The 23,830-nt window shown below is 74.2% G+C and carries 21 protein-coding genes; 8 read left to right on the forward strand and 13 right to left on the reverse strand.

Translation table 11 applies throughout. The features are described 5' to 3' along the window. Positions 1–98: 98 nt before the first annotated feature. Positions 99–473, reverse strand: a complete 375-nt coding sequence (locus ACF1BN_RS02425) for an SAV_915 family protein (protein ID WP_392329710.1) — start codon at positions 471–473, stop codon at positions 99–101. 330 nt (positions 474–803) lie between these two features. After that, positions 804–3,035, reverse strand: coding sequence for an RICIN domain-containing protein (locus tag ACF1BN_RS02430; RefSeq protein WP_392329711.1), 2,232 nt, complete (start codon positions 3,033–3,035; stop codon positions 804–806). 226 nt (positions 3,036–3,261) lie between these two features. Here ACF1BN_RS02430 and ACF1BN_RS02435 point away from each other — a divergent pair, with 226 nt between their 5' ends. Further along, positions 3,262–4,278 (forward strand): LacI family DNA-binding transcriptional regulator, encoded by a 1,017-nt coding sequence (locus ACF1BN_RS02435; protein WP_392329712.1) that lies wholly within the window; start codon positions 3,262–3,264, stop codon positions 4,276–4,278. A 55-nt stretch (positions 4,279–4,333) separates the two neighbouring features. Here ACF1BN_RS02435 and ACF1BN_RS02440 read toward each other — a convergent pair whose 3' ends face one another. From ACF1BN_RS02440 to ACF1BN_RS02455, 4 genes are all read right to left on the reverse strand, one after another. Beyond that, a complete protein-coding gene (locus ACF1BN_RS02440) occupies positions 4,334–6,571 on the reverse strand; it encodes a choice-of-anchor A family protein (protein WP_392329713.1) in 2,238 nt (745 codons plus the stop codon). 313 nt (positions 6,572–6,884) lie between these two features. Beyond that, entirely contained in the window at positions 6,885–7,760 is an 876-nt protein-coding gene (locus tag ACF1BN_RS02445) for a YhjD/YihY/BrkB family envelope integrity protein (RefSeq protein WP_392329714.1), read from the reverse strand. 115 nt (positions 7,761–7,875) lie between these two features. Continuing rightward, positions 7,876–8,667 carry a DUF4239 domain-containing protein gene (locus ACF1BN_RS02450; RefSeq protein ID WP_392329715.1) on the reverse strand — a complete coding sequence of 264 codons (792 nt, stop codon included), beginning with the start codon at positions 8,665–8,667 and terminating at the stop codon, positions 7,876–7,878. Between the two features lie 355 nt (positions 8,668–9,022). Further along, positions 9,023–9,898 (reverse strand): alpha/beta hydrolase, encoded by an 876-nt coding sequence (locus ACF1BN_RS02455; RefSeq protein WP_392329716.1) that lies wholly within the window; start codon positions 9,896–9,898, stop codon positions 9,023–9,025. A 322-nt stretch (positions 9,899–10,220) separates the two neighbouring features. Between ACF1BN_RS02455 and ACF1BN_RS02460 the strand changes: the two genes are divergently transcribed. Beyond that, a complete protein-coding gene (locus ACF1BN_RS02460; protein WP_392329717.1) occupies positions 10,221–10,676 on the forward strand; it encodes a tellurite resistance TerB family protein in 456 nt (151 codons plus the stop codon). A 191-nt stretch (positions 10,677–10,867) separates the two neighbouring features. Here the strand turns inward: ACF1BN_RS02460 and ACF1BN_RS02465 are convergent, their stop codons facing one another. Next, positions 10,868–11,812, reverse strand: a complete 945-nt coding sequence (locus ACF1BN_RS02465) for a M56 family metallopeptidase (RefSeq protein WP_392329718.1) — start codon at positions 11,810–11,812, stop codon at positions 10,868–10,870. A 4-nt stretch (positions 11,813–11,816) separates the two neighbouring features. Beyond that, on the reverse strand, positions 11,817–12,263 hold the full coding sequence (locus tag ACF1BN_RS02470; protein WP_392329719.1) for a BlaI/MecI/CopY family transcriptional regulator: 447 nt from the start codon (positions 12,261–12,263) through the stop codon (positions 11,817–11,819). A 157-nt stretch (positions 12,264–12,420) separates the two neighbouring features. Between ACF1BN_RS02470 and ACF1BN_RS02475 the strand changes: the two genes are divergently transcribed. Next, positions 12,421–12,621 (forward strand): twin-arginine translocase TatA/TatE family subunit, encoded by a 201-nt coding sequence (locus ACF1BN_RS02475; protein WP_392329978.1) that lies wholly within the window; start codon positions 12,421–12,423, stop codon positions 12,619–12,621. Positions 12,622–12,942: 321 nt separating this feature from the next. On the opposite strand, the gene ACF1BN_RS02480 is transcribed toward ACF1BN_RS02475, so the two are convergent. Then, entirely contained in the window at positions 12,943–13,548 is a 606-nt protein-coding gene (locus ACF1BN_RS02480; protein ID WP_392329720.1) for a TetR/AcrR family transcriptional regulator, read from the reverse strand. A 252-nt stretch (positions 13,549–13,800) separates the two neighbouring features. Beyond that, positions 13,801–15,051: an amino acid deaminase/aldolase gene (locus tag ACF1BN_RS02485; RefSeq protein ID WP_392329721.1), complete on the reverse strand. Its 1,251-nt coding sequence runs from the start codon at positions 15,049–15,051 to the stop codon at positions 13,801–13,803. Between the two features lie 442 nt (positions 15,052–15,493). Between ACF1BN_RS02485 and ACF1BN_RS02490 the strand changes: the two genes are divergently transcribed. Together ACF1BN_RS02490 and corA are read left to right on the forward strand one after the other, a co-directional pair. Continuing rightward, positions 15,494–16,825: a D-arabinono-1,4-lactone oxidase gene (locus ACF1BN_RS02490; protein WP_392329722.1), complete on the forward strand. Its 1,332-nt coding sequence runs from the start codon at positions 15,494–15,496 to the stop codon at positions 16,823–16,825. A gap of 84 nt (positions 16,826–16,909) precedes the next feature. After that, entirely contained in the window at positions 16,910–17,992 is a 1,083-nt protein-coding gene (gene corA / locus ACF1BN_RS02495; protein WP_392329979.1) for a magnesium/cobalt transporter CorA, read from the forward strand. A 65-nt stretch (positions 17,993–18,057) separates the two neighbouring features. Here corA and ACF1BN_RS02500 read toward each other — a convergent pair whose 3' ends face one another. From ACF1BN_RS02500 to ACF1BN_RS02510, 3 genes are read right to left on the reverse strand one after another with little or no spacing between them, the layout of a single operon-like run. Beyond that, positions 18,058–18,822, reverse strand: coding sequence for an SDR family NAD(P)-dependent oxidoreductase (locus ACF1BN_RS02500; RefSeq protein ID WP_392329723.1), 765 nt, complete (start codon positions 18,820–18,822; stop codon positions 18,058–18,060). A 51-nt stretch (positions 18,823–18,873) separates the two neighbouring features. After that, a complete protein-coding gene (locus ACF1BN_RS02505) occupies positions 18,874–19,842 on the reverse strand; it encodes an NAD-dependent epimerase/dehydratase family protein (RefSeq protein WP_392329724.1) in 969 nt (322 codons plus the stop codon). A gap of 54 nt (positions 19,843–19,896) precedes the next feature. Further along, positions 19,897–20,844, reverse strand: a complete 948-nt coding sequence (locus ACF1BN_RS02510) for a ScbA/BarX family gamma-butyrolactone biosynthesis protein (RefSeq protein WP_392329725.1) — start codon at positions 20,842–20,844, stop codon at positions 19,897–19,899. 127 nt (positions 20,845–20,971) lie between these two features. On the opposite strand from ACF1BN_RS02510, the gene ACF1BN_RS02515 reads away from it, so the two are divergent. The 3 genes from ACF1BN_RS02515 (at position 20,972) to ACF1BN_RS02525 (ending at position 23,829) form a co-directional block, all read left to right on the forward strand. Beyond that, positions 20,972–21,652, forward strand: coding sequence for a ScbR family autoregulator-binding transcription factor (locus ACF1BN_RS02515; RefSeq protein WP_392329726.1), 681 nt, complete (start codon positions 20,972–20,974; stop codon positions 21,650–21,652). 191 nt (positions 21,653–21,843) lie between these two features. Further along, positions 21,844–23,010: an acyl-CoA dehydrogenase family protein gene (locus ACF1BN_RS02520; protein ID WP_392329727.1), complete on the forward strand. Its 1,167-nt coding sequence runs from the start codon at positions 21,844–21,846 to the stop codon at positions 23,008–23,010. Positions 23,011–23,040: 30 nt separating this feature from the next. Further along, on the forward strand, positions 23,041–23,829 hold the full coding sequence (locus ACF1BN_RS02525) for an electron transfer flavoprotein subunit beta/FixA family protein (RefSeq protein ID WP_392329728.1): 789 nt from the start codon (positions 23,041–23,043) through the stop codon (positions 23,827–23,829). The last annotated feature ends 1 nt before the right edge of the window (position 23,830 follow it).

Raw genomic sequence — 23,830 nt, forward strand, 5'->3', positions numbered from 1 at the left:
GCCACCCGCCCGTTACCCGCGGGTACGGTAGCGGATCGGCGGGGGCCCGGTCATCAGTCGTTCCTCGCCATTCGCGCCGGGCCTGTCCGGCGGCGCTCTCAGCGCGCCGGCGCGGGAACGGTCTCGGGGACCGCCGGGGAGGGACCCGTCGAGGGAACCGCCGGGGCGGAGACAGGCGCCGGAACCGCGGGGCCGGGGAGACGGGCGGGGTCGATCCGCAGGTCGCGGACGCCCAGGGGCTCGACCAGCGCGCGCAGCGCCGGTTCCGCCAGGACGATCCACGGCTGGGCGGCCCCCAGGACCTCCCTCAGCCGGGCCGGTCCGCTGAACCCGACGGCGGTCCTGTCCCCGAACGGCGTGCGGAACAGCCGGGGCACGCAGGCGCGCGTGCCCCACCGGACCGGCACGCAGAGCCGTCCGGCCCGGAGCCGGTCCCCGGGCTCGGCGGCAACTCCGTACAGGGCGTCTTCCATCGATTCCTCCCGGACACAGAACGGACCCCCGGCGTGGGCGGCGCCGGGGGTGGGTCCCCGACGCTCTACCCGGCGACCACCCGGCCAAGTCGCCGCCCCGCGTCCACCCCACCGGAATCGGCCAGTCCGGCGGAGGCGGCGGCGGAGCCCGAACCGGGGGCGACCCCCGTGTCCGGGGCCTGGACGGCGCGCGGCCGGAGGGTGACGGGAAGGAGACCCGCCGCCCTCCGGCCGCGCGCGAACCGGCCGCGCGTACCGACCGCGCGAACCGGCCGCGCGAACCGAATGCCTCAGCCGCCTCGGACGCCTCGGACGCCTCGGACGCCCGCCTCAGCCGACCGTCCAGCGCTGGAGGGCGCTCCCCGTGTCCGGCTGCTGGGTGACGCGTGCTCCGTTCCCCGTGGAGGCGGCCGTCAGGAGGAGGCCGCTGCGCACGGAGGTGACGGTGGAGGTGCCGTCGGGGAGCCGGGTGAGCGTCCAGCGCTGGTTGGCGCCGCCGTGGCAGGTCCACTGGATGACGCGGGCACCGGCGGCGGTGGAGCCGTTCTCGATGTCGGCGCATTTCCCCGAGGCGTTGTTGCGGAGCTCGTGGCCGCCGTCGGCGCGCGGGGTGAGGGTCCACTTCTGGTTGGCGCCGGCGTTCGGGGTCCAGGTGACGAGCGCGGTGCCGTCCGCCGTGCTGTGGTCGGGGTTGTCGAGGGCCTTGCCGCCGGTGGTGAGGGTGACGGTCCGGGGGGCGTCGCCGACCGGGGTGAGGCCCAGGGTCTGCTCGGCGGCGGTGCGGCCGGCGCCGACCGGGGAGCCGGTGGTGTCGGTCCAGCTGCGGGCCGGGGTGGTCTCGGCGGCGCGCGAGGAGGTGGCGGAGAGGGCGAGGACGAGGCCGCTGTAGCGGTTGACCAGCTTGACCGTCCCGGTGGGGGTGTTGTCGGCGGCGGAGGCTCCGGGGACCACGAACCAGTCCTGGCCGGTGCCGGGGGTCGCCGCGGTCACGGTCGGTTTCGTGCCCCACGCGCGCGTGGCGGGCGCGGTCGAGGCGACGCCGAGGAGTCCGCCGGTGGAGGCGTTGGCGATGCGGTAGGAGCCGTCGCCCTTGGCGGTGAAGGTCCAGTGCTCCAGCGTCGAACCGGTCGCCGCGGCCGTGGAGGTGGTGGCGGAGCCGCCGGGGACCTGGGCGAGGACGCGGCCGTCCGCGGCGGAGACGCGGTAGGCCCGGCCGGTGTCGACGGGGGCCGCGGGCGCGTTCGTGCCGATGCTCAGGTTGACGTACTCGGCGCTCGCGCCGCCCGAGCAGCCGAAGGAGCAGTAGGCACGGAAGTCCTTGCCGACGATGCCGGAGCCGGTGCGGTTGCCGGCGTCGAGGAACCAGCGGTACCAGGACGCGGTCCGGTAGCCGCCGGTGTCGCCGAGCCGGAACCACTTCTGGGTGGTCAGGTCGGTGGTGGCGTAGATCTCCTGCGGGGCGTCGCCGCTCTGGTCGACGGCCTGCGGCTCGCCGATGTACAGGCCGAGGTAGGCGTTGTAGGTGATGTCCATGACGAAGAGCGGGGAGGTGGCGGGGGTCAGCCCGGCGGCGACCTGCTGACTCACCGAGCCGGCGTGGGCGGGGTCGTACTCCTTCCCCTTCGGCACGTAGCCGGTGGTGCTGCCCGCGCCGACCGGGACCATGGTCGACTCCCGGCCGCCGACGCCGGGCTGGGTCCAGGCGCCGTCGTACCACTTGCGCCACGAACCGGGCGCCATCTTCTGGGAGATGGGGGCACGGGCGACGTGCCCGTAGAAGGCGGCCCAGCCGCCGCCCTTGTTGACGATCCGGGAGCCGTAGAAGACGTAGAACCAGCCGGAGGCGGTGTCCACGAAGAGCCGGGGGTCGCCGGTGCCGTAGTGGTACGTCTGCTGCGGGAAGGCGGCGGTGTCGCCGCGGTCCGTGCTGTACGGCGAGGTGATGACGTGGTCCTTGATCTTCCAGGTCCGGCCCTGGTCGGTGGAGACCGCGTAGTCGATGCCGTCGTAGTGGATGCCGTCGGCGAAGGGCTGCGGGGTGAACTCGTTGTGGACGAGGCCGTACCAGTCGCCGGTGTCCGGATCGACCCACATCCCGGTCAGGTCGCAGTAGTTGCGGTGGGCGTAGCCGCTTCCGGCGGGCGCTGCGGTGGACTTCACGCCGGTGGGGCTGTTGTTGCAGCGCGAGGTGGTGTCGTTGTTGCGGTCGGCGGGGTCGGCCGGGTTCACGGCGTCGCTGATCGCGGCGGAGCGGTTGGCGGTGTCGAAGTCGGTGCCGGTGTAGAAGGTCCACCTGCGGGGGTCGCTCGCCCCGTAGAGCGCGTGGGCCTGCTGGTAGTAGAAGGTGCCGTCCTTGTCGGTGTAGGGGCTGGCCGGGGTGTCGTCGGGACGGTTCCACGCCCCCTTGGTGCCGACGGTGACCGTGTAGGTGGCGGTGGCGGACGCGGGTGTGGGGACGGGTCCGGCCTCGGCCGGCGGGGCGGCGGCGAGGGCGCCGCCTCCGGTCGCGGCGAGGAGCGCCGCGACGAGCGTGCTCACGAATCCGTTGCGCGAGAGGTGCACGAGTACTCCCTGGGGTGGAGGAGTCGGGCCGCTGGTGGCACGGACCCTAGAGTGCATTTGACCGGTAAAACAAGAGCCCCGGCTCCGCCGGTTCCCTTTCCCCGCAAGGGAGTTGGGCGACAGGACCGCGTCGGCGGGCCGCCGTCGGCGCCTTGACCGCAGGTGGGGGCCCGGTTACGTTGCGGGGCGGGCGTGATCGGCGGGCGGGGACGACGGGGGCGGCGTCATGGTCACCATGCAGGACGTGGCGGAGCGGGCCGGCGTCACCAAGCAGACCGTCTCGAACGTGGTCACCGGACGGGTCGCCGTGCGCCCGGCCACCGAGGCGCGCGTCCGCGCCGCCATCGCCGAACTCGGTTACGTCCCCAATCTGGTGGCCCGTTCGCTGGCCACCGGCAGCAGCCGCACCGTGGGGCTCTTCGTGCCGACGGTCTCCGCGCCGTTCTACGCGGACGTGGTCGAGGAGGTCGAGGACGCCCTGGAGGAGCGAGGCCACCGGCTGCTGCTCTGCACCACGCGGCTCGACGGGGAGCGGGCCCGCCGCCATCTCGCCGCGCTGGCCAGCCGCTCCGTGGACGCCCTCCTGATCGCGGGCGACCAGGGGCTCACCGGCCATCTGCCGCTCCTCGCGGACGCCCGCTTCCCGGTGGTGCTGTGCGCCTGGGAGGCCGCGCTGCCGGACGGCTTCCCGGTGGTGACGGTCGACTACGAGCACGGCGGGCACCTCGCGGGCCGGCACCTGCGGGCGCTCGGGCACGAGCGGGCCCTCGTCCTCGCCAGCCCCGCGCACACCGTCCGCACGGCCGGCTTCCGCCGGGCCTTCCGCGAGGACGGCATCCCGCTGCCGGACGACGCCGTGCGGACGGCCGCCGAACCCACCTTCCGGGGAGGCCTGGTGGCGGCGCTCGACGCGCTGCGGGCCCACCCGGGGGCGACGGCGCTCTTCGCCACCCACGACGTCCTCGCGGTCGCGGCCGTGGAGGCCGCCCGCGCCCTGGGCCGTACCGTCCCGGACGACCTCTCCGTGGTCGCGCACGACGACACCCCGGCCGGCCTGCTCTCCGGCACGGCGCTCACCAGCGTGGTCCTCCCCAAGCGCGAGATGGCCCGGCAGGCCGTCGACCTCGCCCTCGGCGCCGCCGCCTCCGCCGCGCGGCCCGTCCCGCGCCCCCGGCTGCTGCTGCCCGCGCTCGTCCCCGGTGACAGCACCGCCCGCGTGCCGGGGCGGCCGGGCGGGGCCTGACGGACCGAGGGGCGGACGGCGCTCCTCGCGCCGTCCGCCCCTCGGGTCACCGCTCTCAGACGGTGGCGTGCCTCCGCGCGGCGTCGGGGCACTCGTCGCCGTAACCCTCGTCGCCGTAGCCCTCGTCGCCGTAGCCCTTCGGCTCACAGGGGTCCGGGCCCGGGCCGGGGCCGTCGCCCCGCTCGTTGTCCAGCATGACGAAGACGGCCTCCTGCTCGGCGCTCACCACGTACGGCCCGCTGACCGGGTCGGCCGGCAGCTCGTATCCGTCGGGTGCGGCCGTCTCCCGCAGGTAGTACGTGCCGTGGTCGAGCTCGCCGAAGCCGCAGAGGCCGGCGAAGCTGGTGGTGCAGGGCGTACCGACCCGCGTGTCGGGCTCGGCGCCCGCGGTCTGCAGCCCGGCGACCCCGTTCGTCTCCTCCCACAGCTCGAAGGTGGCGCCGCCCAGCGGCATCCCGCTTCCGGCGTCGGTCTTGATCAGACGCACCGACCCGGTCCCGGGCGGGATCGGCGTGCGGGAGTTGTCCGCCTCGGCGGTGACGCCCGCCTGCGCGTTCTCCTCGGTCAGGACGAGCGGCCCGAAGACCGGGTTCGCCGGCAGGTCGTACCCGTCCGGCGCCTGGGTCTCCTGCCAGTAGTACGTGCCGGTCTCCACCGTCCGCTCGCAGACGCCCTCCGCGCCGGTCACGCACGGCGTGCCGACCGCCGTGTCCGGGTCGGCGCCACCGGTCTGGAGACCGTCGACGCCGTTCGTCTCCTCCCACAGGCGGAAGGTCGCGCCCGCCAGCGGCGCTCCGCTCTCCGCGTCGGTCTTCACCACCCGCACCTCACCGGTGACCGGCGGCACGGGCGTGGCCGTGTTGTCCGCCTCGACGCTCACACCCGCCGACGCGTTCTCCTCGGTCAGCACCAGCGGCCCGAAGACCGGGTTCGCCGGCAGGTCGTACCCGTCCGGCGCGTCGGTCTCCTGCCAGTAGTACGTCCCCGTCTCCACCGTCCGCGTGCACTCGCCGTCGGCGCCGGTCACGCACGGCGTGCCGACCGCGGTGTCCGGGTCGGCCCCGTCGGTCTGGAGGCCGTCGACGCCGTTCGTCTCCTCCCACAGGCGGAAGGTCGCGCCCGCCAGCGGGTCGCCGGTCTCGGCGTCCGTCTTGACGACCGTCACGTCACCGGTGACGTCCTGGGGGGTGTCGCAGTTCGGGAGGTCCCCGGTGAAGGGGTAGGCGTGGAACTCCTGGCCACCGCTCTCACCGAGGCTGGTGTGGGTGAGGGAGCCGGTGGTGAAGAAGCGGCCGTTGATGCCGGGCAGGCTGACGGTCGTGGTGGACGCCTGGTTGCCGATGAGGAAGCTGCCCTGGAACTGGCCGGTGCCGGCGAGGTCGACCGTGGTCGCGTCGGGGAAGTTCCACAGCAGCCGCTCGCGGTAGGCGTTGAGCGGGTCGTCGGTGTCGGCGATGCCGCCGCTGTAGGTGCGCAGGGTGCGGCTGTCGCCGGTGACGTTGACGAGGATCGTCGCGCCGGCCGGGATGTTCGCGAAGACGATGCCCTGCTGCCCGTCGTTCGGGCCCTCCATGTCGAAGTCGACGTTGAAGATCTGGAGCGGGGAGGTGCCGTCGCCGGTGAAGAGGGTCTGCCCGCCCTCGTTGACGGCGGTGCCGGTGGGCGTGCGCGGGGCGCCGTCCACGCGCGCGTAGCACTGGCTCGCGGCGGTCAGCTGGTCGCGGAGCGCGGTGTACGGGGCGGCGGCGTCGTCGTCCTGGACGAGGGTGGCCTCGACGTCGCCGGTGACGGTGCCCGCGTGGCGGACGACCCCGTCCTCGGCCAGCAGCCGCTGGCCGGTGGCGACGGTGATGTCGCCGCCCGTGGTCAGCCAGTCCGCGCCCACGGCCGGCGGCACCTTGGAGCCGACGCCGACCTCTCCGATGTTGTAGACACCGCCCGCGGGCTTGTTCATGTCGAAGGCGTCGAGGACGACGATCCTGCCCTCCGCCTCGGCGGCCCGGCCGCGGACGAGGTAGTCCTCGCCGACGTAGATGTTGATCGCGTTGTCCCGGCCCTTGATCGGGTCGTTGTCGATCGGCGGGAAGGGGGACGGGCAGGTCGTGGGATCCCCCGGCGGCGCCGCGGAGACGCAGGGGCCGAGGCCGCCGGGGAGGGGGGCGGCGGCCGCGGGGGCGGCGCCCGGTCCGAGCATCAGCACGGGCACGGTGGCGAGCGCCACGGCACAGGCGAGGCCCGTCGTCCCGGCGCGCCCTCGGCGGTGCGCACGGGCACGGTTCGTGTGGTTGGTCATGCCGGGAGTCTCGGAGCGGCTCGGGCGGTCCACCACTCGTGAAGCCCCTGGTTGGGCCGGTCAGGTCGCGGGCTCACCCGTCAGGTGCGGTCGGCATCCTCCGTACGAGGCCCCGTCAGGTGCGGCCGGCCCCTCCGTGCGAGGCCCCGTCAGGTGTGGCCGTCGGGCTCCCCGATGCGAGGCCCCGTCAGGTGCGACCGTCGGGCTCCCCGTACGAGATCCCGCCAGGTGCGACCGTCGGGCTCCCCGTACGAGATCCCGCCAGGTGCGACCGTCGGCCCCCGAAGCGAAGCCCCAGAGCCCCGAAGCCCCGTCAGGTGCGGTCGGCCTCACCGTCGGCCCGGGGGCCCGCCGGGCGGATCCGGTCGGTGCCGAGAAGGCGGCTGAGGGTGGGCTCGTGGGCGAGGACGGCCCCGATGGTGAAGGCGAAGGTCAGCGCGGCGCAGACCACGATGAGCCAGGACAGCAGGGTGAGGACCAGGCCGAGGGCCCCGTACTCGGCGAGGGCCCGGTTGAGCGCGGCGGGCATGTAGAAGCGGGCGGTGATCCCGAGCGCGGTGGAGGTGGTGGCACCGAGCAGGGCGCCGGGGAGCAGCGGCAGCCAGGGGACGCGGTTGGCGAGGAGGAGGTGCTGGGTCCACAGCCAGACGCCGGTGGCGACGAGGAAGAACAGGGGGACGCCGAGCCAGGCGCCGGCGCCGAAGCCGTCCCGGATCGGCGCCTGGAGGAGCACGACGACGACGAGGGCGAGCAGCCACACCGCCCACCGCCAGGCGGCGATCCGGGTGCCCGCCTTGGGCAGGCCCCAAGCGCGTTCGCAGACGCGGGCCATGGCGCGGCTGAAGCTGGTGGCGGAGACGAGCGCGACGAGGGCGCCCACGGCGCCGGTGGTCTCCCGGACCCCGTCGGGGGTGGCCTGGTCGAAGACCTGCTGGAGCTCCTGGTCGGCGGGGCCGGTGAGGCCGAACATGGCCCGCAGGGACTCGCGGAGCTGGTCGCGTACGGGGGTGGGGGCGAAGGCGGCGAGGGCGAAGAGCAGCGGGACGGCGGCGAGGAACGCCTGGGCCGCGAGCCGGGTGCCCGCGTCGAGGAGACTGCCGCCGACGAGCCGTTCGGTCACCTCGGTCAGGACCGGGAAGCGTCGCTCGGCACCGGCGCGGAGCTCCCGCAGCCGGTTCTTCCACGCCATCGCGCCCTCCCGCCCCGCCTCGCCCCGGCCGGGCGGTCTCCCCGCCGCGGACGTTCTCCGCCATGGGACGGCACGGGCGTGACTCCGGCCACCCGACGGCACCCGGACGGGTGGTTCACGGAGCCCAGTAGCGGGCCAGCGCGCCCTCCTTGTACGGGGCGGGGCTCACGCTCAGCTCGCCGGCGAAGGGGCGGTCGAGGACGAGGACGAGCAGCAGGCTGAAGCCGATGAGTCCGGCGACCGAGGCGACGAAGAGCACCTGGATCCGCAGCCTCCGCATCCCGTACAGAAAGGTCAGCGGGAGGAGGACGAGCGCGCCGCCGAAGGCCAGGACCTGGAGGAGCGGCGGGAGTTCCTGTTCGGCCATGGTGACCCGGGCGCGGCGCTGCGCGGCCACGTCGTTGAGGTGGGCGACGGCCTCCTCGTAGAAGACCTCCTCGCGCGGGGACTTCGGGTCGTACGCCTGGAGCACGTCGAAGGCCTCGACGAGGCTGTTCTCGGTGGCTCCGTACTGCGGGCGGCCCTCGCGCATCAGCGGCCACTGCTGTTCGACGACGGCGTGGACGTAGTCGCTCAGGGCGGCGTCGAGGTCGGCGCGGACGGCGGGCGGGAACGCGGCGGCGTCACGGGCGATGAGGGCCACGTCGGTGGCCTCGGCGGCGACGATGGTCTGGGTGCTCTCCAGCTGGGTCCAGAGGGTGACGATGACGAAGGCGAGGATGATTCCGTAGATCGCGCCGAACATCCCCAGGGTCACACCGACCATGTCGTTGTGCTCCCCCTCGGCGAGCGACGGGTGGCGGCGGCGGAGCAGCACGCTGCCGGCGACGGCGAGCGCGACGGTGCCGCCGACGAGGACGACGGCGAGGGTGAGAGAGCTGAAGTGGTTGAGCAGCCAGAGCGACATGAGCGCGGAGTGTAGGGAGCGGGCGCGCACCCTCCGGACCACTGCCGAGGCGTACGCCCCCGGCGCATGGGGAGAGTGCACACCATCGGGTGACGCGGCCGGGCGCCCCGGCGACCGCCGTGGGAGTACGGCGGCCACCGGGCGCCCGACCGGACCAGGCCCCGGACCAGGCCCCGGACCAGGCCCCGGATCAGGCCCCGCCGGGCCGGCCCGCGTCCGATCGCTCGGCCTCGGCGCGGGTCGCCCCGGACCGGTCCACGAGCGAAGAGGCCGGATCGGGTCGGATCGGGTCAGGTCTGATCTGGTCGGGGCGGGGTGGGGCGGGTCTGATCTGGGCGGGTCGGGTCGGGTCGGGTCAGGTCAGTCGGGTGAGGAGGTCGGCGAAGAGTGCGGGCCGGCTCACGTACCCGACGTGCGAGGTGGGCAGGGTGTGGACGTCGAAGGGGTGGTCGGGGGTGAGTTCGTCCGCCTTGCGGATCATGAAGTCCTGGACCGCCGGGGTCAGGCTGCGGTCGGCGGCGAGGCGGACGTAGGTGTGGGGCACCCGGCGCCACGCCTCGGGGCGGACGAGCGCGGCCGGTTCCATGACGCCGTGGTTCTCGTCCGCGTCGAGCGAGTCGAGGAAGTGGCGGAAGAGGGCGTCGGAGGCGTCGGCCATGACGGCCTCCTTCAGCACGGCGAACGCCTCCGGGTCGGTGTGGGCGCGCCGCCAGTCGAGCCGGACGACGCCGGGGTCGCCGGGCGCCTCGTAGGGGACGGCGATCCTGGCCACCGCGGCTTCGAGCAGGCCGTCGTCGACGACGTCCCACGGCTCGGTGAGCTGGGCGGGGTCGGCGAGGCAGAGCGCGGAGAGGTAGACGACCCGGTGGACGAGGTCCGGGGCGGCGTTGACGACGGCGGTGAGGGTGAGGCCGCCGAGGCTGTTGCCGGCGAGGACGACCGGGCCGTGCCCGGCGAGCCGCCGGAGGACGCCCACGACGTGCTCGGCGTTGTCGGCGAGGGTGACCCCGTGCATCGGGGAGGTCTCGTGGAGCAGGGCCGTGCGGTCCTGGGTCTGGTGGTGGTAGGCGGCGGGGCCGCCGGCCGCGTCGCCGTGGCCGGGGAGGTCGACGGCGTACGAGCGGTGGCCGCGCAGGGCCAGCTCGTTGCGGAGCGGGGTCCAGGCACGGGCGTTGCTGGAGCCGCCGTGCACGAACACGAACGTGGGGCGCTGGCGCTGGTCTGAGCGCATGGGAGAGATCCTCGTCATCCTGAGGCGAACGGTGGACGCGGGGGACCTCGGGACCGGCGGACGCGACGGCGCGCAGGGGCGCGGGCGCGTGGTGAGGCGGGCGCGCGTGGATACGGGCGCGCCGCGGTGTGTGAAGGGCCGGAACCGCGGTCAGCGCGCGGAACGGAGCCGGATCGCCCGGAAGTTCTGGATGACGGAGCACATGCGGCCGACCCTAACAGCGCTCCCCCGGCCCTCGCCTTCCCTTTTCGGGCTGGTAACTTCTACAGCACTGTAGAAGTTCGATACCGGAGTAGTCCGGCCGAGGGAGTGTGAGCCGACGATGGCGCTGTGGGACCGGATCAGGGAGTCCGCCTCGACCATGCAGACCCAGCTGACCGCACGGAAGAACGAACTGACCAGCGGCGCCTTCCGGGACGCGAGCATGGCGATGTGCGCGCTGGTCGCGGCGGCGGACGGCACCGTGGACCCGGCCGAGCGGAGCCGCGTGGCCCAGCTGATCGCCGCCAACGAGGTGCTGCGGAACTTCGACGCGGCCGACCTCCAGCGGCGCTTCGACACCCAGCTCGACCGGCTCGCCACCGACTTCGACTTCGGGAAGGTCGCCGTCCTCCAGGAGATCGCGAAGGCGAAGAAGAAGCCGGCCGAGGCCCGCGCCGTCGTCCAGATCGGCATCGTCATCGGCGGCGCCGACGGGCACTTCGACGCGACCGAGCGGGCCGTCGTCCGCGAGGCGTGCTTCGCCCTGGGCCTGCCCCCGCACGAGTTCGACGTCTGAGACGCCCCGGATCCGACAGGCGGGGGGCGAACCCGCCCGCCGGGCCCGGCCGGATCCGGACCCGAGGCACTCCGGGTCCGACCCCGAGGCACCCGGGACCCGGCCTTCGAGACACGGATCCGTCCCCCGGGCCCGGCCGGATCCGACCCCCGAGACGCTTCGGGTCCGACCCCCAGGGGGGCCGCCCTCGCCTAGAGCGGCGTCGCCGCCCTGAGTACCGCGAAGAGCGTCACCGCCGAGTTCGCCGAGGCGAGGGCCGAGGCGGCGGCGCCCATCACGGCGCCCCACAGGGCCAGACCGACGGCGGTGAAGACCGGCGGCCAGGCGCGCGGCGCCGGGGGCGGCGGTGCGAGGAGGGCGGCCACCCGACGCGGCACCGGACCGGCGACGGCGAAGGCCGGCAGGGTCGCGGGGCCCGCGCCGCCGGAGGCCAGCGCCGCCCGTCCGATGGCCCGCGCGACCACGCGCCGGCTGCCGACCCGTACCGCCGCCTCCTCGTCCGCCCACCGCTCGGCCGAGTACGTGACGGCCGTACGCAGCGGCCGCAGGAACGGATTGGCGGCGGCGGCCAGCCGGGCGGCGAGCAGCAGCCGGTCGTGCCGGCCCGTCAGATGCGCCCGCTCGTGGGCGAAGAGCGCCCGCCGTTCCGCGGAGCCCAGCCGGGCGAGCATGCCCCGGCTGACCACGACCTTCCCCCGGTCGCGCCCGGCCGGGACCGGGAGGGCGTACGCGTACGGGACCGGGTCCGGCAGCACCGCGACCGGGCGGTCCGGCAGCCCGGCGAGCGCGCGGGCGGCCCGCCTGCGGACGCTCCGGTGGCGCAGCAGCACCCGGCCGCAGACCCCGACCACCGCGAGGAGCGCGGGGATCGCCGCCCGGCCCGCGAACTCGTCGTACGGCACGGCGGCCCGCACCTCCGGGTCCGACCAGCCGTCCGGGAGCGGGTTGCCGGGCAGCTGGGCGGTGCCGACGACCATGAGGAGAGCGAGGCAGAGGGTGCTGCACACGGCGAGCAGGGCGGCGACGGCGGTGAGCAGCCGGGTCGCGGTGCGCGGGTGCAGGTGGTGCTCGGCGAGCCGGGCGACGGGCCACGCGGTCAGCGGCAGGACGAGCGGCAGGAAGACGAGGACGCCCACGGTGTCAGCCCTCCCCCGCCCGGTTCTCTCCCTCTTCCCCGTCTTCCGCCCCTTCCTCGGCGCGGGCCAGCAGCTCCCGGAGGAGTTGCTCGTCGGAGGCAGGGAGGGTGGTGACGAAGCGGGTGAGGACGGCCTCCCGGTCGCCCTCGCCGTCGAGCAGCCTGCGCATCCGGAGGGCGGCGAGTCCGGCCTCGTCGGCCACGGCGGTCCACTCGAAGGACCGGCCGGCACGTTCGCGGGCGACGGCCCCCTTGGCGTGGAGGCGGGTGAGGATGGTGATGACGGTGGTGTACGCGAGCCCGCCGCCGAGCCCCTCCCGCACCGCGCCGGCGGTGACCGGCCGGCCCGCGGCCCGCACCGCCGCGAGGACCTGGGTCTCCAGCTCGCCCTGGCCGCGCCGGCGCGCGGCGGCCCCGGTGGGCTCCGGCTCCCCGCCGTCCCGCTTCTTCATCCGTCGTCCCCCTCGCCGTTCCCGGCCGCTCGCCCGGACCGTCCGGACGTCGTTCATCGTTCGGGGGGTGACCCTACCCGGTCCTTCTACGCCCCTGTAGATTGACGCGGGTCGGACCACCGTCCCGTCCCCCGCCAGGAGAGTCCCCGTGTTCGGTATGAGCGAGATCGCGATCCTGCTGGTCGTCGTCGCCCTGGTGGTCGGCGCGAGGAAGCTGCCGGAGCTGGCCCGCAACGCCGGCAAGGCCGCCCGCATCCTCAAGGCGGAGGCACGCGAGATGAAGGCGGGCGACGCGCCTCGCGAGCCGGCGGTCACCTACACCGTCAAGGAGACCCGGCCCTCCGCCGAGAACCGCTGACCCTGCCCGGCCCCCTCCACCGGGGGCCGTCGGCCCTTGCCCGGCCCCCTCCACCAGGGACCGTCGGCCCTTGCCCCGCCCCCTCCACCGGGGGCCGCCGGCCCCTGCCCCCTCGCCCCTTCCCCTCAGCCGTCCGTCCCGGTGCCGACGCTGAGCGGCGGGAGGCTCCAGCGGCCGTCGAGGACGGCCGGGTCGGGGCCGTGGAGGCGGAGCACCATGACGAACGGGCCGGACGGATCGTGCTGCCAGGTGCCGTACCAGGCCTCGGCCTCGGCCTGGCACGTCCGTACAGGCCCACCTCTGCGCCGACGGCGCGGTGGGCTACGGGGTGGGCAGGGGCTCGGCGACCGAGGCGAGGTAGCGGGCGTACTCGTCCAGGGCGGCCAGGGCCTGCGCGTCGTCGCGGTCGATCAGCCAGGTGAGGGTGAGGCCGTCGAGGACGCCGAGGCCGTGGCGGGCGAGGACCGCGAGGTCCACGGTCCAGGCGAGGCCGGCCGCCCGGGCCATCGACTCCAGGTGGGCGCGGTTCACGTCCAGGTAGTGCCGGTACTGGCGGCGGGCCAGGTCAGCGAGGCCGGGCCGGCGGAGCGCGTACTGGGTGACCTCGTACGTCACCAGATGCTCGTCCGGGCGGGCGCGGACCTGCTCCCAGTACGCGTGGAGGATCGCGCGGACCTTCTCGAAGGGGGTGGCGCCCTCGGGGTGGGCGAGGTCGGCCGGCGGGAGGTTCCGCTCCATGATCCGCTCGATGACGGTCTGGAACAGCTCCTCCTTGGAGCGGAAGCAGTAGTGGAAGGCGCCGAGCGGCACCCCCGCCTCGGCGACCACGGCCCGGGTGGTGGTCTCGGCGACGCCGTCGCGGATCATGACCCGGATCGCCGCCTCGGCCAGCTGCTCGCGGCGCTCACCGGCGGAGAGTCGGGGCATGGGACGGGCTCCTCGGGGGCGGGACCGGTCGGCGGGCGGGGCCGGACCGGGCGGACGGGACGGACGTGCGGGGCGGACGGGACGGGCGGGACCCGTACGTCGGGCGGGACCGGTCGGGCGGGCTGAGCGGGCTGAGCGGAACGGTCCGGCGTGCGGGGACCGGTCGGGGCGGGTGGCGGACCCGTCGGGGCGGGCTGCGGGCCGGACGGGCGGACGGCGGGCCGGGGCAACGTATCGCAGGGCGGTCGGCGGTCACAGGAAGGCCATGCCCTCGCCCCGGTAGGTGGGGACCTCGTCCACCACCCGGTCGTGCTCGACGAGGTGGAGGGTGTCGACGCGCTCGCAGAGCTCTCCGGCCTTGGCGTGCCGGAACCAGACGCGGTCGCCGAAGCGGAGGGTGTCGGCGGCGGGTCCCACGAGCGGGGTCTGGACCTCGCCCGCCCCCTCGGAGCCGAGCATCCGCAGCCCCGCCGGATGGACGGGCACGGGCAGCCGGTCCTGGCCGGGGGCCCCGGACGCGGTCCAGCCGCCGCCGAGGACGGTGACATGGCCAGGAGCGGGGCGGCGGACCACCGCGAGCGCGAAGAAGGCGGCGGGCAGCGGGCTGAAGCCCCGGTAGTGGTCGAAGAGGGCGGGGGCGTAGAGCCCTGATCCCGCGCCGAGCTCGGTGACGGCGGGCTCGGCGGAGGTGGTCTCCAGACTGCCGGTGCCGCCGCCGTTGACGAACTCCAGCGGGGCGACCTCGCGGACGGCGCCGACCACGGCGGCCCGGCGGGCGCGCAGCTCGCGGGCCGAGAGCCGCTGGACCGCGCGGACGGCGGTGCGCATCGGGCGTGCCTGGGTCGGCTGGTCGTCGCCGACGCCGGCGATCTGCCCCTCGTACGCCATCACGCCGACCAGCCGCAGCCGGGGGCGGGCGACGACGGCGCGGGCCAGCGCCGCCGCCTCGGCGGGGGCGTGCAGGGGCGAGCGGCGCATGCCGAGGTGGACGCGGCCGCCGAGCAGGCGGAGGGACGCGTCGAGGTCGAGGCAGACGCGGACCGGAGGGCCCGAGGCGCCGATGGCCGCACGGAGCAGGTCGAGCTGTTCGAGGGAGTCGATCATCACGGTGACGCGGGCGGCCGCGTCCTCGTCGGCGGCGAGGCGGCGGAGCGCGTCGGTGTCGGCGGTCGGGTAGCCGACGAGGACGTCCGCGCGGGGGTCGTGGGAGGCGAGCCAGAGCGCCTCGGGGAGGGTGAAGGCGAGGACGCCGGCGAAGCCCGGGCGGGCCAGGACGTCGTCGATGAGGGCGCGGCAGCGAAGCGACTTGCTGGCGAGCCGGATCGGCTTGCCGCCGGCGCGGCGGGCCATCTGCGCGGCGTTGGCGCGCAGCGCGCCGAGGTCCACGACGGCGAAGGGCGGCTGGAGGCCGGCCGTCGCCTTCTCCAGGTCGGCGAAGCCCGCGGGGCGCGGGGCGGACGCGGTGGACACGACGGCTGCGGCGTCGGGGCGGGCGCTTGCCATGGTGGGCGGCCTTTCGTGGACCTCTGCGGGACGCGGCCCTCCGGGACGCGGCCTCCGGGAGGGGGACCTGTACGGGACGTGGACCCGCGCGGGGAGCGGACCTTCGCACAGAGCGGACCTGTGCCGAGAGCGGACCTCGGTGGAGCCACGGAACCCGCCGGAACCGTGGGCCCCGCCGGAACCGTGGGCCCTGCCGGAACTCAGGGCCCCGCCGGAACCGTGGCCGCCCCGGATCCGGTGGCCGCGCCGGGTGCGGACGCGGACCCCGCGGGGACCGGTGGCGACGCCGTCACCGTCTCTTGGTCGTCCGTCCAAGTCAAGACTCCAGGACCCTTGACTTGGACGGTTGACCAAGTCCACCCTTCCGGACAGCGAGAACCGGCGGTAACCGCCCCTCTCCCCCTCCGACGTACAGGAACACCGGCCCGAAGGGACGCCCGGCATGAGCGGCAGCGAGAACGGCGGCGTGTGGCGCAACTGGGCCGGCAACGAGGAGGCCCGCCCCCGCCGGGTGCTGCGCCCGGCGCGGACCGAGGACGTCGCCGCGGCCGTGAAGGACGCGGTTCGGGACGGCCTGCGGGTCAAGGCGGTCGGTTCCGGGCACTCCTTCAGCGGCGTCGCGGTCGCCCCGGACGTCCAGCTCCGCCTCGACCGGCTCGACGCCGTGGACGCGGTGGACCCGGAGACCGGGCTCGTCACCGTCGGCGCCGGCATGCCGCTGTGGAAGCTGAACCCGCTGCTCGCCTCGTACGGCCTCGCCCTGGAGAACATGGGCGACATCGACCGGCAGACGATCTCCGGCGCGATCTCCACCGGCACCCACGGCTCCGGCGTCCGCTTCGGCGGCATCGCCACACAGGTGCGGGCACTCGAACTCGTCCTGGCCGACGGCTCGGTGACGGTCTGTTCGCCGACCGAGCGGCCCGAGCTGTTCGCCGCGGCCCGGGTCGGTCTCGGGGCGCTCGGCGTCATCACCAAGGTCACCCTCCAGACCGTCCCGCTCTACGCCCTGCACGCCCGGGACACCTCGGCGCCCGTCGCCGAGACCCTCGCCCGCATCGACGAACTCGTCGCGGAGAACGATCACTTCGAGTTCTTCTGGTTCCCGCACAGCGAGACCACCCTCACCCGCCGCTTCCGCCGGCTGCCCGGTGACGCGCCCCTCTCCCCCATCGGCGCCCTCTCCCGGCGGCTCGACGAGGCCGTCAGCGGACCGGGCTTCGAGGCCCTGAACCGGCTCGGCACCCGCGTACCGCGCCTGGTGCCGCCGATCACCCGCTTCGCCGCGCGCGCCATGTCGTCCAGGACCTGGACCGACCACGCGTACCGGATCTTCGCCTCGGTGCGCGATGTCCGTTTCCACGAGGGCGAGTTCGCGATCCCCCGCGCGCACGCGGCCGAGGCGCTGCGGGAGCTGCGGGCCTGGATCGACGCCCAGGGCGAGCCGGTGTCCTTCCCGCTGGAGGTCCGCTTCACGGCCGCCGACGACATCTGGCTCTCCACCGCGCAGGGCCGGGAGAGCTGCTACATCGCCTTCCACCAGTACCACCGGATGCCGTACCGCCGGTACTTCGACGCCTGCCAGAGGATCCTCGGCTCCTACGGCGGCCGTCCGCACTGGGGCAAGATGCACGACCTCGGCGCGGCCGAGCTGCGCCCCCGCTACGAGCGCTTCGACGACTTCGTGGCCCTCCGGGACCGCCTCGACCCCTCCGGCGTCCTCTCCAACCCGTACCTGGACCGGGTCCTCGGCGCGCCCCCGGCGGCCCGCTGACCCCCGCCCCGGGGACTGACCTCCGGCCCGGGGCGGGTGGCACACTGGCTCCCGGTCTGCCGAAGGAGTACCACCGTGTCCGTCATGCAGCGCCTGCGCACCGCCGTCCGCCGGACCTACCGGCGGAGGGTGGACCTGAGCCACCCGGCCCGCTCACCGCTCGGCAGCGCGGTCGTGAACTGCGTCGTGTACGGCGACGGGGTGCGGCGGACGGTCCGGGGCACGAGCGCCGAGGACGCCCTGCGGCACGTGCGCCGGAGCGGGGACGGCTTCGTGTGGATCGGGCTGCACGAGCCGGCGGAGAAGGAGCTGACGGTCCTGGCCGAGCTCTTCGGGCTGCACCCGCTGGCCGTCGAGGACGCCGTCCACGCCCATCAGCGGCCCAAGGTCGAGGAGTACGACGGGGTGCTGTTCGCCGTCCTGAAGACGGTCCGGTACGTCGAGCACGAGGAGCTGACCGCGACCAGCGAGGTGGTGGACACCGGCGAGCTGATGGCCTTCGTCGGGCCCGACTTCGTGATCACCATCCGGCACGGCGGGCACGGCTCCCTCGGACCGCTGCGCGAGGCGCTGGAGGCGCTGCCCGAGCAGCTGGCCAAGGGCCCGTCGGCCGTGCTGCACGCGATGGCGGACCACGTGGTGGACGACTACCTGGCGGTCGCGGACGCGGTGCAGACCGACCTCGACTCGATCGAGAACACGGTCTTCTCCGGGCAGGCGGGCCGCGGCGACGCCGGCCGGATCTACCAGCTCAAGCGGGAACTGCTCGAACTGCGCCGGGCGGTCGCCCCGCTCGCCCGTCCCCTCACGGCGCTCGCCACCCGGCCCATGCCGCTGGTCGACCCGGAGATCCGGACGTACTTCCGGGACGTCACCGACCACCTCGCCCGGGTGACCGAGCAGGTCGCCTCGTACGACGCCCTGCTGGACTCGGTGCTCCAGGCGCATCTGGCACAGGTCACGGTCGCGCAGAACGAGGACATGCGGAAGATCACCGCGTGGGCGGCGATCGTCGCGGTGCCGACCATGGTGTGCGGGATGTACGGCATGAACTTCGACCACATGCCGGAGTTGCGGTGGACCTACGGCTATCCGCTGGTCCTCGGCGTGATCGCGGTGGCCTGCTTCGTCATCCACCGGGGCTTCCGCCGCAACGGCTGGCTGTAGCGCGACGACCGACCGCCCGCGCGGGAGGGGTCCGCCCGATCAGGCCCGGTGGGCGGGGCGCCGCCTCACAGACCCGCTCCTCCGCCGGCCTCCAGGTACTGGCCGGTGATCCAGCGGGCGTCGTCGGAGACGAGGAAGGCGACGACGTCGGCGATGTCCCCGGGGGTGCCGATCCGGCCGAGGACGGCGTGCGCGGCGAGCGCGGCGGCCGCCTCGGGGGTGGTCCGGAGGCGGGCGTTCATGTCGGTGGCGACGAAGCCGGGAGCGACGGTGTTCACGGTGATCCCGCGCGGCCCGAGCTCCTTGGCGAGGGCCAGGGTCATGGTGTCGACGGCGCCCTTGGTCATGGCGTACGTGACGGACTCCGGGTAGGCGTTCCGGGAGGTCAGCGAGGAGATGTTGACGATCCGGCCGCCGTCGCGGAAGCGGTCGAGTCCCCGCTGGACGAGGAAGAGCGGGGCTTTCACGTTGACCGCGAAGAGCCGGTCGAAGACCTCGGGGGTGAGCTGGTGGAGCCGGCCGGAGCCGCTGGCGCCCGCGTTGTTGACCAGGATGTCGACCTCCGGCCCCGCGCCGGCGGCCGCGAGGCCCCGGTCGAGTGCGGCGTAGAAGAGGTCGACGGCGTCGGGGCGGTCCAGTTCCGCGCGGAAGGCGAAGGCCCGGCCGCCCTCCCGCTCGACGGCGGCGACGGTCGCGGCGGCGGCGGTGGCGTCGCTACCGTAGTGGACGGCGACGAGGGCGCCGTCGCGGCCCAGCCGCTCGGCGATCCCCCGTCCGATGCCGCGGCTCGCGCCGGTGACGATCGCCGTCCTGCCTGCCAGTCCTGCCATGGTGGTGCGTCCTGCCTCGTGCCGCGGGTGGGGATGGTGGGGTGTCGGGGCTCAGCCGCGTACGGCGAGCAGCTCCCGGTACCAGGGGAGATGGCGGGGGAACGCCGCGGTGAAACCGGGGCCCGGGCCGCGGCCGAAGTCGGTCCAGGGCCGGTCGTCGGCGAACCAGTGGTCGACGCCGAACAACTCCAGGTGGTGGGCGGCGACCGGGTTCCCGGCGAGCAGCGCGCGGGCCTCGGCGAGCTCCACGGCGGGGCCCCGGGAGTCGCGTACCGACGGCGGGAGCAGCGGCTCGACGGCGGCGAGGAGTTCGGCGTCGGAGACCGGGTCGGGGTGGGCGACGCAGTACGCGCCCGGCCTGGTCGACGGGGAGAGCGCGGCGCCCAGCAGGGCGCCGGCCAGGCTCTCCACCTCGACCATCGAGTGCAGCGAGCCGTCGCCGGTGAGCGGTCCCGGCAGGGCGGCGAGCAGGGTCAGCACGCCGGGGACGACCATCCGGTCGCCCGTGCCGTAGACGAGGTGGGGGCGCAGCACGGTGCCGCCGGCGTCCAGGACGTACCGCTCGCCGGCGGCCCGGGTCCTGCTGGTCGCCGACCCGGGCGCGAGCGGGAGGCGGTCGGGGTCGGCGGCGCGGAAGGGGCCGCGGCCGTGGACGGAGGCGGTGCTGAGGGAGACGATCCTGGTGGCGCCGGCGCGCCGGGCGGCGTCGACGAGGTCGCGGGCGCCATGTTCGTTGACGGCCTGGAGCAGGTCCTCGGCGCCGCCGATCGCGGAGGCGCAGTGGATCACGGCGTCGACCCCGTCGCAGGCCCGGCGCAGCGCGTCGGGATCCCGGAGGTCACCGCGGACGGTCTCGACGACGGGCCCGGCGGACGCGCCGCCGGGGTGGACCGTGTCGGGCGTGTCGGCGCGGCGGACGAGCAGGCGGACGTGGTCGAGGTCCGGGTGCGCGGCGGCCGCGGCGGCGACCCGGCCGCCGATGAAGCCGGTGGCGCCGGTGACGAGGATGCGGGTTCCCATGGGTTCTTCCGGTTCGTGCGGGTGGGGCGCGGCGGGGCGGGCGGGGCCGCGAGGTCAGCCGGCGCGGAGGGCGTAGGCGGCGGCGACCCCTGCCCTGACGCGCCGCGGCGAGGTGAGGGTGCAGTCGAGGACCGCTTCACCGCCCTGGTGGGCGAGGATCTGCACGGTGGAGGCGTCCCGGTCGAAGCCGGTCAGGACCTCGGCCTCGATCCAGCAGGGTTCGTCCAGCTCCACGTAGCGGTGGAAGCGGGCGTCGAGGCTGACGGGCAGCAGCGCGTCGTCGCCCGCCGCGGCCACCGCGGCCTGGCGGGCGGCTTCGAGGAGCAGCATCCCGGGGACGTGGTCGTTGGCGCGCCGGAAGAGGGTGGGGTGGGTGGTGTCCACCCGGAGCCGCCAGCGTCCCGGCGCGTCGCCGGGGGCGAGCACGACGTCCTTCTCGCGCTCGCGGCCGACGAGGTGCGGCGGCAGGGCGGGCAGGAGGGGCACCGGGTTGCCGATCCCGGCGATGCGGGCGCCCCGCATCCGGCGGTACGCGGGGGCGGAGGTGCAGTTGATGCCGCCGCCGCCGGTGGCGAGCCGGTGGCCGTCGCGGCTGAGGACGAGCGAGGTGCGCATCTCGCGCAGGCCGCGTCCCCGGGTCCGTATGTCCGAGCAGAGGAGGTCGACGGATATCTCGGCCGGACGCTCGTCACGGGTCAGTTCCTCGGCCACGGCGTCGTAGGAAAGGTCCCACATGACGAACTGATCGTCCTCGGGTACCCCGAATTCCGCATGGCAGACCAGCATGGTTGCCTGTCTCATGGTCTCGGCGACGAGCAGGGGGTCGTGCAGTTCGCCCGTCTGCGGTACGAAGAAGGGGTGTGCGGCAGGCCAGCGGGCCGTCACGGAGAATCGGTTCTCCGCGGTTCGGCTCCAACCGGTGGGAAGAATGTCGGCGGGGTCGGCTCGGTGAACGAACTGTGCGGGGACCGGAGTTGACAACCCTTGAACGTTCCGATCCATGACTCCCCTTGCATTGCCCGTCGAGGTCCGCCGAGTTAGGTCGCGCGTAGAATACGTACAGTACGGTTTTCTTTTCAATGCTTCACGTCACAGGGTGAGCACGGACAGCGAGACAGCAGGAGTCACTTTGGCGCAGCAAGCGCGTGCGATCAGGACCCGGCGGATCATTCTCGATTCGGCCGCGGCCGTCTTCGCGGAGCGCGGTTACGAGCGGGCGACGATCGGAGAAATCCTCACGCGCGCCGGAGTGACCAAAGGGGCCCTCTATTTCCACTTTGCTTCCAAGGAAGATCTTGCCCTCGGCGTCCTGAACGCCCAACTGCTCGACGAGCCCCTGACCCCGCAGGACATGAAGCTCCAGGAGCTGGTGGACCAGGGCTTCCTCCTGGCCCACCGTCTCCAGAGCGACCCCCTGGTCCAGGCGAGCGTGGCGCTCGCCCTCGACAGCGGCGCCACGGGCGTGGACCGGGCGGCGCCGTTCCAGGCGTGGGTGGATCAGGTCGCCGAGGCCCTCACGGCGGCCAAGGCGCGGGGCGAGATCCTGCCGCACGTCAACGTGGTGGACACCGCCGAGCTCTTCTCCGGCGCGTTCGCCGGCATCCAGACCATGTCCCAGGTGGTTTGCGGGCGGGAAGACCTCACGCGCCGTGTCGTCGTCCTGCTCCAGCACGTCCTGCCGAGCATCAGCACGCCCGCGGTCCTGACCGGCCTCGACATGTCCCAGCAGCGCGCGAAGCTCCTGGCGGTCGAGTACGAGGAGGCCCGGCGGCGTCACGAGGAGGCCGACGCCGCGGACGCGGAGAGTTAGCGGAAACCAACCGCGCGGTCTTGTTGAGCGCCCCGACGGCAGTCTGCCGTCGGGGCGCTCTGGCGTCATGGCACTGAGTGTGTTTTGCTGAGGGTACTCAGTGCCATACGCGGTGCCGTAGCCGATTCCGGGTGCCACAAGCCAGGCCCCGTACGCCCGGTGCCACCAGCATTTCCAGGGAGCTCAAGACCATGGGCAAGGACTTCGACCTGTACCGGACCTCCGAGGAGCACGAGATGCTCCGGGAGTCGGTGCGTGCGCTGGCGGAGGCGAAGATCGCCCCGTTCGCGGCGGCGGTGGACGAGGAGGGGCGTTTCCCGCAGGAGGCCCTGGACGCGCTGGTCGCCAACGACCTGCACGCGGTCCACGTCCCGGAGGCCTATGGCGGCGCGGGCGCGGACGCGCTGGCCACCGTGATCGTGATCGAGGAGGTCGCCCGGGTCTGCGGCGCGTCCTCGCTGATCCCGGCCGTCAACAAGCTGGGCTCGCTCCCGGTGGTCCTGTCCGGCTCGGAGGAGCTGAAGGCGAAGTACCTCGCCCCGCTCGCCGCCGGCCAGGCGATGTTCTCCTACGCCCTGTCCGAGCCCGACGCCGGCTCCGACGCGGCCGGCATGAAGACCCGCGCGGTCCGCGACGGCGACTTCTGGGTCCTCGACGGTGTCAAGCGGTGGATCACCAACGCCGGCGTCTCCGAGTACTACACGGTCATGGCCGTCACCGACCCCGACAAGCGCTCCAGGGGCATCAGCGCCTTCGTCGTGGAGAAGTCCGACGAGGGCGTCTCCTTCGGCGCCCCGGAGAAGAAGCTCGGCATCAAGGGCTCCCCCACCCGCGAGGTCTACCTCGACAACGTCCGCATCCCCGCGAGCCGCATGATCGGCGCCGAGGGCACCGGCTTCGCCACCGCGATGAAGACCCTCGACCACACCCGCGTCACCATCGCCGCCCAGGCCCTCGGCATCGCCCAGGGCGCCCTGGACTACGCCAAGGGCTACGTCACCGAGCGCAAGCAGTTCGGCAAGCCGATCGCCGACTTCCAGGGCGTGCAGTTCATGCTCGCCGACATGGCGATGAAGCTGGAGGCCGCCCGCCAGCTCACCTACGCCGCCGCCGCCCGCTCCGAACGCGTCACCGCCGGAGCCGACAAGCAGGACCTCACCTTCTTCGGCGCCGCCGCCAAGTGCTTCGCCTCCGACATCGCCATGGAGGTCACCATCGACGCCGTCCAGCTCCTCGGCGGCTACGGCTACACCCGCGACTACCCCGTCGAACGCATGATGCGCGACGCCAAGATCACCCAGATCTACGAAGGCACCAACCAGATCCAGCGCATCGTCATGGCCCGCAACCTCCCGTAACCGACCGCTTTCACCGAAAGGAGACAGGCCGTGACCCTGAGGATCGCCGTCTGTGTGAAGTACGTGCCCGACGCGACCGGCGACCGCGGTTTCGCCGACGACCTGACCGTGGACCGCGACGAGGTCGACGGGCTGCTGTCGGAGCTCGACGAGTACGCGGTCGAGCAGGCCCTGCGGATCTCCGAGGAGGCCGACGACGCCGAGGTGACCGTCGTCACCGTCGGCCCGGACGACGCCAAGGACGCCCTGCGCAAGGCGCTGTCGATGGGCGCCGACAAGGCCGTCCACGTCAACGACGAGGCCATCCACGGCTCCGACGTCATCGCCACCTCCGCGATCCTCGCCAAGGCGCTGGAGAAGACCGGCTTCGACCTGGTCGTCTGCGGCATGGCCTCGACCGACGGCACCATGGGCGTGCTGCCCGCGCTGCTGGCCGAGCGGCTGAACCTGCCCCAGGCGACGCTGCTCTCCGAGGTCTCGGTGGAGGGCGAGCTCGTGAAGGGCCGCCGGGACGGCGACGCCGCCACCGAGCTCGTTCAGGCCCCGCTGCCGGCCGTCGTCTCGGTCACCGACCAGTCCGGCGAGGCCCGTTACCCCTCCTTCAAGGGGATCATGGCCGCCAAGAAGAAGCCGGTCGAGGAGCTGGAGCTCGACGACCTGGAGCTCGACGAGGACGAGGTCGGCCTGGCCGGCTCCTGGACCCTGGTCGAGTCGGCGGACGCCCGCCCGGCCCGCACCCAGGGCACGATCGTCACGAACGAGGACGGTGACGGCGGTAAGCAGCTGGCCGCCTTCCTCGCCTCGCAGAAGTTCATCTGAC

The sequence above is a fragment of the Streptomyces sp. NPDC014861 genome, from assembly GCF_043081625.1.
GTDB lineage: Bacteria > Actinomycetota > Actinomycetes > Streptomycetales > Streptomycetaceae > Streptomyces.